Consider the following 14,341-nt stretch of genomic DNA (forward strand, 5'->3'; position numbering starts at 1 on the left):
CGTGCCGAACCCTTATCGTGTTGCCGACTACATCGCCGATTTCATTGCCGGGTTGAATGTAGGGCATGTCTTCTTGTTGCCAGGTGGCGGTGCCATGCACCTCAACGATGCGGTAGGCAAGCACCCGGACCTTGAGGTGGTGGCGTGTCATCATGAGCAGGCGGCTGCGATCGCTGCCGAAGCCTATTGCCGGATCAACGAGAATCTCGGCGTGGCCATGGTGACCACTGGCCCTGGTGCGACCAATGCGGTCACTGCGGTCGCCGGTGCCTGGATCGAGTCGGTGCCGCTGTTGGTTATCTCCGGCCAGGTCAAACGGGCCGACCTGCTGCGCGATGCGCCGTTGCGGCAGAAGGGGGTTCAAGAGGTCGATATCGTCAGCGTGGTTGCGCCAATCACCAAGTACGCAGTAACCATCGGGCGTCCGGAAGACATACGTCGTGAACTGGAATACGCGGTTTTCCTGGCTCGTGATGGTCGGGCGGGGCCAGTATGGATCGACGTACCGCTGGATGTGCAGGGTGCTCCCATTGACGCCTCAACCCTTGACGGCTGGCAGAACGATTCGGCACCTGTTGCGCCAATCGATTGGACGTTGCTGGCGCAAGTTCGTACCTTGCTCGAAGGGGCCCAGCGTCCGCTGATTCTTGCCGGGCATGGTGTGCGTCTGAGTGGAGCCGCAGAAGCCTTTCGCCAACTGGTAGAAGCTCTTGGCGTACCGGTGGTGACCACTTGGAACGCTATGGACCTGCTGCCCTACGAGCACCCGCTATACGTCGGGCGCCCAGGTGTGGTGGCATTGCGTGCGCCGAATTTCGCGATCCAGAATGCCGACCTGCTGATCTCCATCGGCTGTCGCCTGGATAACATCATTACCGCCTATGCACCACGCGACTTCGCTCGCAATGCACGCAAGGTGGTGGTGGATGTGGACAGCAACGAAATCACCAAACTCGATATGTCTATCGACGTCGCGGTCACCAGCGATGCCGCCGACTTCATTGCCGCATTGGTCACGACGCTCAATAGTGCTGAGTTCCGCCGCCCAGAGTGGCTAGAGCGTTGCAGCGACTGGAAAGCCCGCTACGGCGTCAACGACGGCAGGCCGTTCCCGAGCGCAGGCGCAATTAGTCATTTCCAGTTCGCAGATGCGCTGTCTGAGGCCGTGCCTGCCGATACGCTGGTGAGCACCGGCAGCTCGGGGCTGGCTGTGGAGGTGTTCTACACCGTATTCCGCAACCGCCCAGGCCAGCGCGTATTTCTCACCTCGGGTCTCGGGGCGATGGGCTATGGCCTGCCGGCAGCGATCGGTGCCTGCTTTGCCAATGGGCGCAAGCCGATGGTGGCAGTGGAGAGCGACGGCAGCCTGCAGCTGAACATTCAGGAATTGGCCACCCTGCGTGGCTTCAATCTGCCGATTTGCCTGGTGGTGATGAATAACGGCGGTTATGCCTCGATTCGCAATACCCAGCGTAACTACTTTGAAAGCCGTTATGTCGGCACCGGCCCTGAAGCGGGCCTATGGATGCCGGATCTGGAGGAGGTGGCTCGTGCCTATCACCTGCCGTTCAAACGCATTCGTGACGTATCCGAGCTGGCCCAGGGCCTGGTCGAGGCTGTCGCCCAACCTCGCCCGATGATCGTGGAAGTGATGCTGATGAGCGACGAGGCGTTGAGTCCGAAGGTCGCCGCCATCCCGCAGGCTGATGGTTCGATGACCTCGATGCCACTTGAAGACATGAGCCCGTTGTTGCCTCTTGAGGTTCTCGAGGCGGAAATGGCTGGCAGGCTCGCTCAGGTGTCGCGGCAGGTAAGGCAGCAGGCCCGCTGATGAAAACTCATGTCCTTTTCGATTTCGACGGCACACTTGTTGATTCTGCACCGGCCATCCTTACCTGCTTTTCCCGTGTATTGAAGGCTCATGGCTTGCAGGCGCGTCGCGACATTGACGATAGCCTCATCGGCCCACCGTTGAGGCAGACGCTCGAAACCTTGAGCGGACAGAGTAACCCCGCACTGCTCGACGCCCTGAGCACCAGCTTCAAGGAAATCTACGATGGTGAGGTCTGTCAAAGCACGCCTGCTTACGAGGGCTGCCAGGCCGCTCTGGAGGGGTTGCGTGAGCAGGGCTTGACCCTGGCCGTCGCGACTAACAAACGTCTGCTGCCAACTCAGAAAATCATTGCGGCCCTGGGTTGGAAGGGGCTGTTCGCAGAGGTCTTCGCCAGCGACTCCCACCCAGGACACTACACCGACAAGAGCGGGATGATCGGCGTGTTGCTGAAGGCCGGCGCCATAGCGCCGCAGGCTGCTATCTATGTGGGGGATACGGATCACGATGGTCACGCCGCTGCGGCTAATGCTGTCGATTTCTGGCCAGTAGCCTGGGGATATGGTCGCTTTTCCAGCCAGGAGCAGCCTTTACTCAATCCACAACAGCTGCTGGAGCGCCTGGCACAGCTGCAGACCCACAAATGAGTCGTGCCGACATGACGACCTCGATGACACCAGCAACCACCGCGTGCCCTTGTTGCCGCATGGTTGACGTACTCCTGCCCAGTCCTGTCTACACACGCTGCACCTGCTGTGGGCACCGCTGGCGTATGTCGTCAGGAGTCGTCGGCGCTCGTTATTACGAGGCGTTGGTGGCGCGTAATGATCTGCAGACGCCCTGGTTTAAAAGGAAAATAGCCGACCGGGTCGCTGCGTTGTCCGCATTGCTGACGCCACAGGTCGAGCGTGTGCTTGAGGTCGGCTGTGCGGAAGGCGCATTGGGTGAAGCGATCAAGGCTCGGTTTCCCTTGGCCTATGACGGCCTGGAGCTTTCTCAGGACAGGGAGTTGGCGAGGGCTCGGTTGGATCAGGTTTTCCAGACCTACGCCAACCAGGTTGAGTCGCAGCCCTATGACCTGATCGTTTCCTTTCACGTGCTGGAGCATATCCCCGACCCCGCTGAGGAACTCCGCGCATGGTCCAGGCTGCTGGCAACTGGCGGCAAACTGCTGATCGAAGTGCCCCATCAGGCTGGCCATCCCTTGCTCGACAATGACCGTAACCCCGAACATCTGCACCAGTTCACACCAGCTTCGCTAACGGTACTGCTCGCCCATTGCGGTCTTACCTGCCATGAACTGTCTCTCGGCCACTATGAGTCGCCGGTGTACCCGGATTCGATTCGAGTTATCGCCCAGCCTAGGCGTCAGCCCGATGAGCTGCGTGCGCAGCTTGTGCAACGCTTTGAGAAACTGCTCGGGGGGGCTTTCATCGCCTACGCAATTGGCGGGGACTTTCTCAATTACGTGGCCCCCCTGGCCGATGCGCTGGATATACGAGCACTGGTGGATTCGGCTGCTTCGAAGTGGGGGCAACAGGTCGGTAGTCACATCGTTAGCGGCTACGATGAAGCGGTCCACGGTGCGCTGCCGATTCTGGTCTGCTCGATAAAGTTTGGTGCGGGAATCCGACAACAGCTGCTCGCTGCAGGGATCGCCGCTGATCGCATCATAGGCCTCGAGACCGTTTATGAAGGCGCCTGAGCCCGTTCTCGCCGAGGACCTGTCCGGCATTCTCGCGGCGGCGCTGCCATGGGAGCAGCTTTATGGTCGGAGCATTTTGGTCACCGGCGCTTCCGGCTTTATCGGTGGGCACGTTATCGAAACGCTGGTCTGGCTCAATCGCTGCCAACCACAGGCGGGCCTGCATATTCATGCATTGGCTAGGGATCTGGAGAAGCTGCGCGAGCGAATGCCTTGGGTGGAAATACCTGGCGAGCTGACACCGGTGATTCAGGATGTTACCCAACCTTGGCAACCTGAAGCGCCAGTGGATTTCATCATTCACGCGGCCAGTCCTGCTAGCCCCCGTTACTACCTGGAAAAGCCGGTGGATACCATCCTGGCCAATGCCGACGGTACCCGGCAGTTGCTTGAACTGGCCCGGTACAAGCAAGCCCGTTTGCTTTTTCTCAGTAGCGGAGCGGTGTATGGGGACAACATCCTGCAGATTGAGGCCATCGGCGAAACCGACTTCGGCAGCGAGGACCCTCTCTCGGCCCGTGCCTGCTACAGCGAAAGCAAGCGGCTGGCGGAAACCCTATGCCGCGCTTATCACACCCAATATGGCGTTGACGCAAAGATTGCTCGCGTTTCTCATTGTTATGGCCCAGGCATGCGTCTGGACGATGGTCGTGCGATTGCCGATCTGCTCGCCGATGTGTTGAGCGAACGTGATATTCAGCTTGACTCCGATGGCAGCGCCTCACGCCCGTTCTGCTATCTTTCCGATACTGTGCTGGGGCTTTTACATGTTCTGCTCCTGGGTGAGCCTGGGCAGGCTTACAACGTGGGGGAAACCCAGGAAACTACGATTCTGACCCTCGCCGAGAAGATGATCGCCGCTGCTGGCAAGGTCGAGCAGTTGACCGTCAGGGCGAAGGCCCGCAGTGCCTTGGCACCTGCTGCCCGTAGTGCCGGCCATTTCAATATCGACAAGATTCGCGGTCTGGGTTGGCAGCCTATGGTGAACCTGGACGAAGGGCTTGGTAGGCTGCTCCGCAGTCGTCGGCGGGGGCGACATGAGCGGAGCTAGGGTGCTGTGGATCACCGGGCTGTCCGGTGCCGGCAAATCGACGCTGGCGCGGGAGGTGGTCGAGCGCCTGCGCGCGCGCGATGAGTCCGTCGTGATGCTTGATGGCGATGAGCTACGCGACGTTTTCGGCGCTGCTGCTGCCAATGCCCAGAACCACGGCCGGGAAGGGCGCCTGGCGCTGGCCATGCAGTATGCCCATCTATGTCGGGTCATCGCCGAGCAGAACATGACAGTGGTGATTGCCACGATTTCCTTGTTTCACGAGGTTCATGTCTGGAATCGGGCACATCTCCCGGGTTACTTCGAGGTGTATCTCCGGGTTCCCCTTGAGGAGCTGCGGCGCCGCGATCCTAAGGGTATCTATAAATGCTTCGACGCCGGCGAGTTGCAACATGTCGCGGGCCTGGACTTACCGATTGACGAGCCAGAGGCGGCAGACTGGAACGTGGTGTTCGATCCACAGCAATCCGTAACGACATTGGCCAGTGAGTTGATCAAGGCTCTAGAGAGCAAGGAATACGCATGACACAGGCGCTCAAATCAGGCGACTTCACGGGTCTGGCCAAGGATTACTCGCAGCACCGTCCTGATTATTGTGCAGCGGTGCTGGAAGGGCTGCTCGGGCTCGTGGGCAAGCCGGCCGACGCCATCGACTTTGTCGATGTTGGGGCAGGTACAGGTATCTGGACGCGGATGGTTTACGACGCGGGGGTTCGCTCGGTAACGGCCGTAGAGCCGAATGACGACATGCGTGCCAACGGTACTGCCGATAGCCAGCACACCTTGATCCGTTGGCTGGCGGGTAGTGCAGAGCAGACAGGACTGTCGAGCGAGTCAGCCGACTGGCTATCGATGGCTTCAAGTTTTCACTGGGCCAACTTCGATCTTGCAACGCAGGAATTCCATCGTGTACTACGGCCCGGCGGCTATTTCACCGCGCTGTGGAACCCCCGACTGATCGAGGCCAATCCCTTGTTGGTCGAAATTGAGGCTCACCTTGATACCCTGCGTCCGAACATCAAGCGCGTTTCTTCCGGGCGCTCGGGAATCACCGAAACCTTGACCGAGCAGTTGTGGGCATCACCCTATTTCGAAAACGTGGTTTACCTGGAGGGGCTCCATGTCATCAAAATGACGCCGGAGCGTTATCTGGGGGCATGGCGCTCGGTCAACGATCTGCGCGTTCAGCTCGGTCCGGAGAATTTCGATGCGTTTCTGGAGTTTGTCGAAAAAAGAATTGCAGGCATGAAAGCCATCGAGGCGACTTACCTGACCCGCGCATGGTCTGCACGGCGCAAAGGCTAGAGCGCGATGACAATTCTGTTCTCCGGCAAGGCCGGTACGCTGGCGAACCTGCATCAGGTACTCAGGTGCGCCCGCGTTGCACCGCAGCGATCATTCGCCGTAACGGATTGGCGGACAGATCGGCACGCGTGCCTCGATATTCCCGAGTACCTAGGTGCTGGTCCCTGGATCGTTCGTTCCAGCTGTTCGAGAGAGGACAGCTCGATTACCTCCAATGCCGGGGCGTTTCTTTCCGTGGTAAACGTCGATGCGGCGGCCCTGGAGACGGCTGTCGAGCAGGTTATTGCGTCGTACGGCGAGACGGATGAGGCTGACGAAGTGCTGATCCAGCCAATGCTGACTCAGGTGCTTCGCGCCGGTGTTGCCTTCAGCCACGATCCCAACACCTGCTCGCCGTATCGGATCATCAACTGGTCCGAGGGTGCTGATACCCTGATGGTTACCGGCGGCCTGGGTGGCCGTACCTGGCAGCAGGCGGCAGGCAGCGCAATTCCTGCGCCGTCATCCCTGCAGCCAATACTTGGATTACTGGATGAACTGCTGGGCTTGTTCGATGAGCAACCGGTGGACTGCGAGTTTGCGGTAACCCTAGAGAAGGGGCAGGAAGTCCTCTGGTTACTACAGGCCCGCCCGCTGGTTCTGCGTCAGCCGCCGGAAAGCGTGGCGGCGCAGACTAAACGCCTGAGTCAGGTTGCCGATAAAGTGGCCAGTGGGGTGCGCTCATCGCCGTTTCTGTTGGGACGTCGCACAGTCTACGGCGTTATGCCGGACTGGAATCCGGCCGAGATCGTCGGGGTGCGGCCCAAGCCTCTGGCGTTATCCCTTTATCGGGAGCTGGTGACCGACGCCATATGGGCCTACCAGCGCCATAACTATGGCTATCGCAACCTGCGCAGCTTTCCCCTGATGCCGCACTTCGCAGGACTGCCCTATATTGACGTGCGTGTCTCCTTCAACTCCTTCATTCCAGCCGACCTGGACGAGGGATTGGCGGGACGCCTGGTCGACTACTACATCGAACGACTGGTGGCGGCGCCGCAATTGCACGACAAGGTGGAGTTCGAGATTCTTTTCTCGTGTTACACCCTCGATCTACCGCAGCGCCTGGAGTGCCTGGCAGAAGCAGGCTTCAGTACGAGTGAGCGCGAAGCCATCACCCAGAGCCTGCGTCGCCTAACCAACCGCATCATCCATCCGAAGGAGGGGCTGTGGCGTTCCGACGCCGCCAAGCTCGACACCCTGGAGGCACGCCGCAAGCACCTCGAAGCGTCAGATGCTAGTCCGGTCGAGCGAATCTACTGGCTCTTGGAGGACGCCAAACGCTATGGCACCCTGCCTTTCGCAGGGCTGGCGCGGGCTGGATTCATCGCCATTCAGATTCTGAAGTCTCTGGTTGCCGTGGGCGTGTTTTCGCAGACCGACTACGACGCTTTCGTGGGCAGCGTCTCCACGGTCAGTGGTCAGCTGGCACGTGATCGCAGCGTCCTCGACCAGGCATTGTTCCTGTCACGCTACGGGCACTTGCGCCCAGGTACCTATGACATTCTTTCGCCGCGCTATGATGAGGCTCCCGCTCAGTACTTCGACTGGAATGAACGTCCTTCGGTACCGCAAGTGGCGTCACCGTTTTCCCTGACGCTGCCACAGATGCGCGAGATCGCGCGGTTGCTGGATGAGCATGGCTTGCATCCGGACCCGGTGGGTCTTTTCGATTTCCTTCAGGCCGGCATCGAGCTGCGAGAGCTGGCCAAGTTCCATTTCACGCGCAACCTGTCCGATGCCTTGACCCTGATCGGCGAGCTGGGGGTCAGCCTGGGATTCAGCCGTGAAGAATTGGCCTGCTGCGACATCGGCGTATTCCAGGAGCTTTACATTGGCTCCAGTGATGCGCAGACCTGCCTGGCGAAAAGCATTGAGGCAGGACAGCAGCGTTATGCCGACACCCTCAGAACTGCGCTGCCGCCATTGATCACTTGCGCGGAAGATGTCTGGGCGTTCGAGCATCCGGAAAACCAGCCGAACTTCATCACTCAGAAGCAAGTGAACGCCCCGGTCACGGCCATTCTCGAGCGTGATCGACTGGCAGGGTGCATCGTTTGCATCCCCAGTGCCGATCCTGGTTTCGATTGGCTATTTGCCTATCCAATTGCCGGCCTCATCACTACCTGGGGCGGCGCCAACTCGCACATGGCTATCCGCGCAGGTGAACTGGGCCTGCCCGCTGTCATCGGTGCGGGAGAAACGCTCTACCAGCGCTGGCGCAATGCCAAACGGTTACGCATTGACTGCGCTGGTCGGCAGGTGGACGTGTTGTCATGAAACTCGTTGCCGTTAGCCAGCGCGTCGACACCATCGCCGAGTACGGTGAATCCCGCGATGCCCTGGACCAGCGCCTGACAGCTTTTCTGCTCGCCGGTGGTTACCTGCCGGTGCCGGTCCCCAACACTCTGCAGAGCGCCGTTGAGGAGGGCGGTGATCCAGTCACTGCGCTGAGTGCCTGGCTGGCTACCTTCCATCCTGCCGGGATCGTGCTCTCCGGTGGCAATGACATCGGCGAGTGCCCCGAGCGAGATGCTACGGAGCTTCTTCTACTTGAGCACGCCGAGGCCCAGCGCCTGCCGGTGCTGGGTATTTGCCGCGGGATGCAGATGCTGGCGCATTGGGCGGGTATGACGTTGGAGCCTGTGAGTGGGCATGTGGCTAGTCGTCAGTGGATCAGTGGTGCCATCGAGGGTGAGACCAACAGCTTCCATCGCCTGGCGTTATCGGCCTGCCCGAAGGACTTCGATGTTCTTGCGACCAGCGTCGATGGCGTCATCAAGGCCATCCGTCATGCATCATTGCCCTGGGAGGGCTGGATGTGGCACCCGGAGCGGGAGTCTCGCCTCAATCCTCGAGACATTCTTCGCCTGAAGGCCCTTTTGCAATGAAAGCCATTCTTCTTGCTGCTGGGCGCGGCAGTCGCATGCAGCAGTTGACCGATACCAATCCCAAATGCTTGGTCGAATTGCACGGCAAACCCTTGCTCGAGTGGCAGTTGCAAGCGCTGTACCTGGCCGGTATCGCGGAGATTGCGATAGTCACTGGCTACCGGCGCGAGCTGCTCGCCGGGCGGGGGATGGTCGAGTTCCACAATCCAGAGTGGGCACAGACCAACATGGTCAGCTCCCTGGCCTGTGCCGAAGAGTGGCTGCTCTCCGGCCCTTGCCTAGTCAGTTACACGGACATCTTCTACCAGCCTCAGGCGGTTCGCAGCCTCATGGCCAGCCCGGCCTCACTGGCCATTACCTACGACGTCAACTGGCGCCATCTATGGGAGCAGCGATTCGAGGATCCCCTGGTAGACGCAGAGACCTTCCGTATCGATGCAAAAGGAAACCTGAGCGAGATTGGCCAGCGCCCCACAGCAATCGACACAGTGCAGGGCCAATACATGGGCCTGCTGCGCTTCACGCCGCAGGCCTGGTCCGAGATCAGGACGATTCGTGCCGAGCTTCCCCGGGCCCAGCGAGACACTATGCATATGACCGGTGCGCTGCAGAAAATCATTGAAGCAGGACGCCTGAGTATCGTCACGATTGCCTACGACGGCATCTGGGGCGAAATCGATAGTCAGCATGACCTGCTGGCATCCCAGGACGCCGCTCGTCGCTTCATTACGGCCCTTGAAAATGATCATTGAGACGCTTGCCAGCTGCACTGCCGTGCACGCAGGCCGCCAATATCTGGAGTGTTTTCACCCATGGTCATGAAAGCCAGATTCATGCTGCTATGCCACGGCAGGGTAGGGACTGCCAGTCTGCTGGAAAGCCTGCAGGAGATTGATGAGGTATTCGTGCCTAGTTACTGGCATACCGACCCGCTCATGACGAGCGGCAACCTGGAATCACTGTTGCGTAACGATACTCGGCTATCCGAGCAGAGCACGCTGCCAGTAGCCTTAGGTGATGTGGCTCTGGGCCTGATCAATCACAATTTTCCGACCCGGCGTGGCGATGCCGAAGAAACCGGCAGGAGCTTGCACAACCTGCTAGCAGAGGGCGCGCCGGTCTTTCTATGGACTCGCGATCCGGTCGAGAACCTCATGTCTTCGTACAAGACCTACCTGGCTACCTACTTCATCTTCCAGGTCTGTGAGGGCAACGAGAACGCACAGGGTATCTATCAGGTTTTCAGTTCCGCCACGCCGTTCAGCTTTTCCGAGTTTGTTGACAAGCATCATTACATTGTCGATTACGAAGCCCAGCGAGCGCTGTATTCAAGTGCTGGACACCCGGTCCATATGCGGCCCTACCATCGCCTCAGTACTGATCTTCAGGGGGAGATTGAGGCTGTCCTGCGGGCGTCGGGCATAGGCTTCGGCAAGCCCACTATCAGCCAGGTTGAATACCCGCGTGGCGACAACTGGGCTGTGCAGGTCTCCTTTGCCTTCAGGAACAAATTTTCTATCGATGGTTTGCCGTTAACGGTGGGCTATTTCAATCCGATCAGAGCCTTCCCGAACCAGGGGACACTGACACTGGAGATACAGAAAAACATCTTTGTTGCCCCTGATCAGTGGTTCAGGATTCCGCGTGCCTATAAAAGAAAAATCCAAACGTCCCTGGACCCTTGGCAGGTCATTCCCATTACCCGAGAGAACTACGCCAGCTTCGAGCAACGGATCAATACTCTGGTCGCGCTCAAATTGGTGGAAGAAAACGAGAGCCTCATGCCGCAGATCGCGAGGCAAAAGCTGCAGGAGAAATCCATTAGACTCGATTTTTCCTGATGTCCTCCTGGAATAGGTCTTAACGACCGGGAAACAGGCTGGGAACCTTCCGCACAACCTGACCGAAGCATCGAAAACAATGACCATTCGACCTTGTGAAATCTGTAGCGGAATTGATCTGGAGCTGCTGCACCGCCAGCACTTCCTGTTCCCAGGCCTGTCGAGCCCCGTCCATTACGATGCGGTTACCTGCCGTGCCTGCGGGTTTTCTTTCGCCAGTGAGATACCTGATCAATCGGCGCTCAACCAGTTCTATCAAGATTCCGAGCACCATCTGCATGCCGAGCTACCTCTCGGTCTCAAACGTATTCATGCTGATTTCTTCCAATTTGTGCGAGAGCACACACCGTTGCAGGCAGACACCCGCATTCTCGATATCGGTTCGGGCATGGGGCACTTTCTCGGGCATTTCCAGAACGCCGGATTCAATCGGCTGCTTGGTATGGAGCCCAGCCCGGCCGCGGCTGCATTGGCGCGCAAGATATACGGACTGGAAATTCGCACCGCGACGGTGGACACCTTCGTAGCTGATGAGCGTTTTCAGTTGATCAGCCTGTGTGGTGTGCTGGAGCATATCGCCGACCTGCATGACAGCATGGCGAAGATTGACGCGCTACTGCGGGACGATGGCTATCTGTTCCTTGCGGTGCCGGATGCGGTTTCGTTCGGTGCGTCACCGCCTGCGGAGGCGTTTCTCGAGTTCGCGCTGGAGCACATCAACTTCTTCAGTGTCACCAGCCTTGACAACCTGTTGTCGGCAGTTGGCTTCGAGAAAGTGGCTGTTATCTCCCAGCACAATGATTTCTACGACAACCACTACCTGCTGGCCATGTACCGCAAGGTCGCCAAATCTGGGCAATCTTTCAGGGTTGACGACGAAGCGGCAGATAGCCTGCGCCGATACGTAGCGTTATCGCGACAGGCTCTGCGCCCAGTTGAAGAGCTGGCTGCACAGTTGGAGGAAAGCGGCGAGCCCGTACTCATCTGGGGCGCTGGTTCCCTGACCAGCCGCTTGCTGTGCGATACGCGTCTGGGCAAGGCAAATATCCGCGGCATCATCGACCGCAACCGTAACCTGCAGGGTAAGCCGTTGCTCGGAGTTGAGATATCGGCACCCGAGTCAATAGTCGATCACCCGGGTGCCACAATTTTTATCGCCAGCACTACCTATGCAGCAGAGATCCGCAATACGCTGATCAACCAGTACGGCTGGACAGGCCGGATAGTCAGCATCGCACCAGGAGCTACGCAGACCTGATGAATACACTTACTCAGATCCGCCAGGCACACGAGGCGGGAAAAACCAGAAAGCAGGATTACATCGAGGCAATTCACGCCCGGCACACCTTTCTGTTCGACTACCCCGAGTTCATCGTTGGCACTGATGTCGAGGCGCTGAGTATCAGGGCCGATGGTGTCTTCGTCCGCTCCCGTTCACAGCAGATCGAGCTGCTTCTCGATCCCCATGACCAGCATCTGGTTCCTTGTACCCTAATGAATTTTCGTGCCTACGAGACGGCTGAAACCGAGTTTCTCAAATCCATTATCCAGGAAAACGCGACGGTTCTGGATATCGGTGCCAATTGTGGTTGGTACTCCTTGGCTCTGGCCAAGCACTGCCCGAGCGCACAGATTCATGCATTCGAACCGATTCCGCCGACCAACGAGATTCTTCTACGCAACATCCGCCATAACGGCTTTGGCAATATCACTGCACATCAGCTGGCCTTCTCGAACCAGGAGCGCGCGCTGGAGTTTCTATACACGCCGAACTGCTCAGGGGCGACGTCCCTGACCATGGCTGGACAGCCCGATAGCGAAGAGCGCCTGGAGAGGATCCAATGTCCAGGCACGACGCTAGATCTCTTTTGCACTAAGCACGACTTGGCACCGACCATTATCAAGTGCGATGTGGAAGGGGCAGAGTTGATGGTGATTCAGGGAGGGGAGCAGGCTATTGCTACGCACAAACCGGTGATTCTTATCGAGTTGCTGAGGAAATGGGCCCGGCAGTTCAACTATCATCCCAATGATGTCGTAGCGTTGTTAGGCAAGTATGGCTATCAAGCTTATACTTTGGATTCCGAAGGTTTGACGCCTTGTATAGCTATAACCGAAGAGACCCTTGAGACAAATTTCGTTTTCCTGCATTCGCAGCAGCACATAAAAATACTTAATATAAAAACAATACGGCCCACGTCATGACTTCATCTGCGCCTCCGCTCACGGTCGCACTGCTAACTTACAATCGTTTGCATTATCTAAAAGAGTCCCTTGAGGCGATCCTCAATCAGACATATAGGGATTTCGAGCTTTTAGTGCTAGATAATTGCAGTACTGATGGAACGGGTGAATTTATTCTGGGTTTGAATGATCCCAGGATTCGTTACGTCAGGAATTCTTCAAATATATCGACGGTGGAGTTTAATTGCCTCTCGGCTTACCACATTGCATTAGGGGCTAGGGTTATCGTTACCCACGATGACGACATTATGGAGAGTGATATGTTGGAATGCCAAATGCGCTTTCTTGACTCTCATCCTGATGTACGCCTGGTCTGGACTCGTGTCAGTGATATTGATCAGCATGGAAAGGAAATCGCCTCTAATTCAGCTGTTGACGGCGAAGATCAAATTTTTGGGCCTGGGGAGTACATCACTAGTTTTCTCAAGGTGCGTCTATGGCCTATGCCCAGTGGATTGATGTTAGAGCGGGCGATACTTCCCAAGGGATATTCGATAGATCTTCATTTTCGATCCAAGAAACCAGCCAAGAACCCCATGGACGCAGCAGGTATCGCGGATGTTCTGATGCCGGCGTACATCAATCGTAAGAATGCCATAGGGTATATTAATAGGCCCTTATTAAAGCGGAGGGTACATACTAATCAATTTTCCCATGCGGCGAGCCTTTCGCGTCCTGGCATATATCTCTATCGCTGGCTCAAGAAGTTTGCCCGAGGAATTCCAGATTTCCAATCTCATGCTTTGCATTTCGATGCGCTAATGGCGCGCTTTTATGTGCAGGAAGCCATTACGACCAATGAAAGCATTACAGTAAAGAAAAATATCATCAGGAAGGTTGAAAGGCTGGCTGCTGAATTGCAGACTAATATTGAAATATCTCCCGGGGCTTTTTTGGCAGGGCTGCCCGTTTTTATGCTCAACAGCTTGCTGAATCCTGAGGTGCGGTTTGATAAGCTCAAAGAATTAAAGCTGGATGGGTATGGTAGCGCTACCCGGAAGCTTTTGTCCTGGGCGTTGGAGGTTGATAGAGCGCCTGATTCAAATCTCTTGGAAGTTTTATTAGGCCGAAGGATAGTTGTTTTCGGAAGTGCATTTATTGCTGCGCTTCTAGTGCTTGAGGGTAGGAAGAATAATACTCACATCGTGGCATGCATAGATTCCAATGTTAATCGTCATGGAAGAAAGCTGCTTGGTATTCCTATTCAATCTCTGGCCTGGATGCAGGGGAATCTTGAGGATGGGGATGTTGTTATCATCAGTTCTGAAGGGGATCATGAGCATTACATAGAGGCTGTGATTAAGCAAAATACAGAAAAAAGAATAGCTATAGTGTCTTGGAAGGAGTTGCTGGGTAATATTGAGTTTTCACTCTTGTAAGTTTGTGAGCTTGTTGGTTTCATAGGCGGATCGCTCGGATATAGTTTTAGGAGCA

At 57.1% G+C, this 14,341-nt stretch carries 13 protein-coding genes; all 13 read left to right on the forward strand.

Annotation, left to right across the window (positions count from 1 at the left end; genetic code table 11):
* The first annotated feature begins 1 nt into the window (after window position 1).
* The 13 genes from ACWPW0_RS10675 (at window position 2) to ACWPW0_RS10735 (ending at window position 14,286) form a co-directional block, all read left to right on the forward strand.
* Window positions 2-1,831, forward strand: coding sequence for a thiamine pyrophosphate-binding protein (locus tag ACWPW0_RS10675; RefSeq protein WP_454255311.1), 1,830 nt, complete (start codon window positions 2-4; stop codon window positions 1,829-1,831).
* The gene (locus ACWPW0_RS10680; protein ID WP_454255312.1) at window positions 1,831-2,478 is read left to right on the forward strand and encodes an HAD family hydrolase; all 648 of its coding nucleotides are present in this window, start codon (window positions 1,831-1,833) and stop codon (window positions 2,476-2,478) included. The genes ACWPW0_RS10675 and ACWPW0_RS10680 overlap by 1 nt, the downstream gene beginning before the upstream one ends.
* A complete protein-coding gene (locus ACWPW0_RS10685) occupies window positions 2,475-3,536 on the forward strand; it encodes a class I SAM-dependent methyltransferase (protein ID WP_454255313.1) in 1,062 nt (353 codons plus the stop codon). Before ACWPW0_RS10680 ends, ACWPW0_RS10685 begins: the two co-directional genes overlap by 4 nt.
* Window positions 3,523-4,587, forward strand: a complete 1,065-nt coding sequence (locus ACWPW0_RS10690) for an NAD-dependent epimerase/dehydratase family protein (RefSeq protein WP_454255314.1) — start codon at window positions 3,523-3,525, stop codon at window positions 4,585-4,587. Before ACWPW0_RS10685 ends, ACWPW0_RS10690 begins: the two co-directional genes overlap by 14 nt.
* Window positions 4,574-5,113, forward strand: a complete 540-nt coding sequence (locus ACWPW0_RS10695; protein ID WP_454255315.1) for an adenylyl-sulfate kinase — start codon at window positions 4,574-4,576, stop codon at window positions 5,111-5,113. The genes ACWPW0_RS10690 and ACWPW0_RS10695 overlap by 14 nt, the downstream gene beginning before the upstream one ends.
* Entirely contained in the window at window positions 5,110-5,892 is a 783-nt protein-coding gene (locus ACWPW0_RS10700; protein ID WP_454255316.1) for a class I SAM-dependent methyltransferase, read from the forward strand. The genes ACWPW0_RS10695 and ACWPW0_RS10700 overlap by 4 nt, the downstream gene beginning before the upstream one ends.
* A gap of 6 nt (window positions 5,893-5,898) precedes the next feature.
* Window positions 5,899-8,211, forward strand: coding sequence for a PEP-utilizing enzyme (locus ACWPW0_RS10705; RefSeq protein WP_447591935.1), 2,313 nt, complete (start codon window positions 5,899-5,901; stop codon window positions 8,209-8,211).
* Entirely contained in the window at window positions 8,208-8,822 is a 615-nt protein-coding gene (locus tag ACWPW0_RS10710) for a gamma-glutamyl-gamma-aminobutyrate hydrolase family protein (protein ID WP_447591933.1), read from the forward strand. Before ACWPW0_RS10705 ends, ACWPW0_RS10710 begins: the two co-directional genes overlap by 4 nt.
* Window positions 8,819-9,574: a phosphocholine cytidylyltransferase family protein gene (locus tag ACWPW0_RS10715; RefSeq protein WP_447591932.1), complete on the forward strand. Its 756-nt coding sequence runs from the start codon at window positions 8,819-8,821 to the stop codon at window positions 9,572-9,574. The genes ACWPW0_RS10710 and ACWPW0_RS10715 overlap by 4 nt, the downstream gene beginning before the upstream one ends.
* Before the next feature lie 60 nt (window positions 9,575-9,634).
* Window positions 9,635-10,663, forward strand: coding sequence for a hypothetical protein (locus tag ACWPW0_RS10720; RefSeq protein ID WP_454255317.1), 1,029 nt, complete (start codon window positions 9,635-9,637; stop codon window positions 10,661-10,663).
* 79 nt (window positions 10,664-10,742) lie between these two features.
* On the forward strand, window positions 10,743-11,921 hold the full coding sequence (locus ACWPW0_RS10725) for a methyltransferase domain-containing protein (protein ID WP_454255318.1): 1,179 nt from the start codon (window positions 10,743-10,745) through the stop codon (window positions 11,919-11,921).
* Entirely contained in the window at window positions 11,921-12,868 is a 948-nt protein-coding gene (locus tag ACWPW0_RS10730; protein ID WP_447591928.1) for an FkbM family methyltransferase, read from the forward strand. Before ACWPW0_RS10725 ends, ACWPW0_RS10730 begins: the two co-directional genes overlap by 1 nt.
* On the forward strand, window positions 12,865-14,286 hold the full coding sequence (locus ACWPW0_RS10735) for a glycosyltransferase family 2 protein (RefSeq protein ID WP_454255319.1): 1,422 nt from the start codon (window positions 12,865-12,867) through the stop codon (window positions 14,284-14,286). The genes ACWPW0_RS10730 and ACWPW0_RS10735 overlap by 4 nt, the downstream gene beginning before the upstream one ends.
* Window positions 14,287-14,341: the final 55 nt, after the last annotated feature.

The sequence above is a fragment of the Pseudomonas sp. Marseille-Q8238 genome (assembly GCF_965111915.1).

What these genes read in the sequence shown, in the direction of transcription:
- ACWPW0_RS10690 (WP_454255314.1), top strand. Translation starts at nt 3,523, where the DNA reads ATGAAGGCGCCTGAGCCCGTTCTCGCCGAGGACCTGTCCGGCATTCTC.
- ACWPW0_RS10680 (WP_454255312.1), top strand. Translation starts at nt 1,831, where the DNA reads ATGAAAACTCATGTCCTTTTCGATTTCGACGGCACACTTGTTGATTCT.
- ACWPW0_RS10720 (WP_454255317.1), top strand. Translation starts at nt 9,635, where the DNA reads ATGGTCATGAAAGCCAGATTCATGCTGCTATGCCACGGCAGGGTAGGG.
- ACWPW0_RS10695 (WP_454255315.1), top strand. Translation starts at nt 4,574, where the DNA reads ATGAGCGGAGCTAGGGTGCTGTGGATCACCGGGCTGTCCGGTGCCGGC.
- ACWPW0_RS10730 (WP_447591928.1), top strand. Translation starts at nt 11,921, where the DNA reads ATGAATACACTTACTCAGATCCGCCAGGCACACGAGGCGGGAAAAACC.
- ACWPW0_RS10705 (WP_447591935.1), top strand. Translation starts at nt 5,899, where the DNA reads ATGACAATTCTGTTCTCCGGCAAGGCCGGTACGCTGGCGAACCTGCAT.
- ACWPW0_RS10700 (WP_454255316.1), top strand. Translation starts at nt 5,110, where the DNA reads ATGACACAGGCGCTCAAATCAGGCGACTTCACGGGTCTGGCCAAGGAT.
- ACWPW0_RS10715 (WP_447591932.1), top strand. Translation starts at nt 8,819, where the DNA reads ATGAAAGCCATTCTTCTTGCTGCTGGGCGCGGCAGTCGCATGCAGCAG.
- ACWPW0_RS10710 (WP_447591933.1), top strand. Translation starts at nt 8,208, where the DNA reads ATGAAACTCGTTGCCGTTAGCCAGCGCGTCGACACCATCGCCGAGTAC.
- ACWPW0_RS10725 (WP_454255318.1), top strand. Translation starts at nt 10,743, where the DNA reads ATGACCATTCGACCTTGTGAAATCTGTAGCGGAATTGATCTGGAGCTG.
- ACWPW0_RS10735 (WP_454255319.1), top strand. Translation starts at nt 12,865, where the DNA reads ATGACTTCATCTGCGCCTCCGCTCACGGTCGCACTGCTAACTTACAAT.
- ACWPW0_RS10685 (WP_454255313.1), top strand. Translation starts at nt 2,475, where the DNA reads ATGAGTCGTGCCGACATGACGACCTCGATGACACCAGCAACCACCGCG.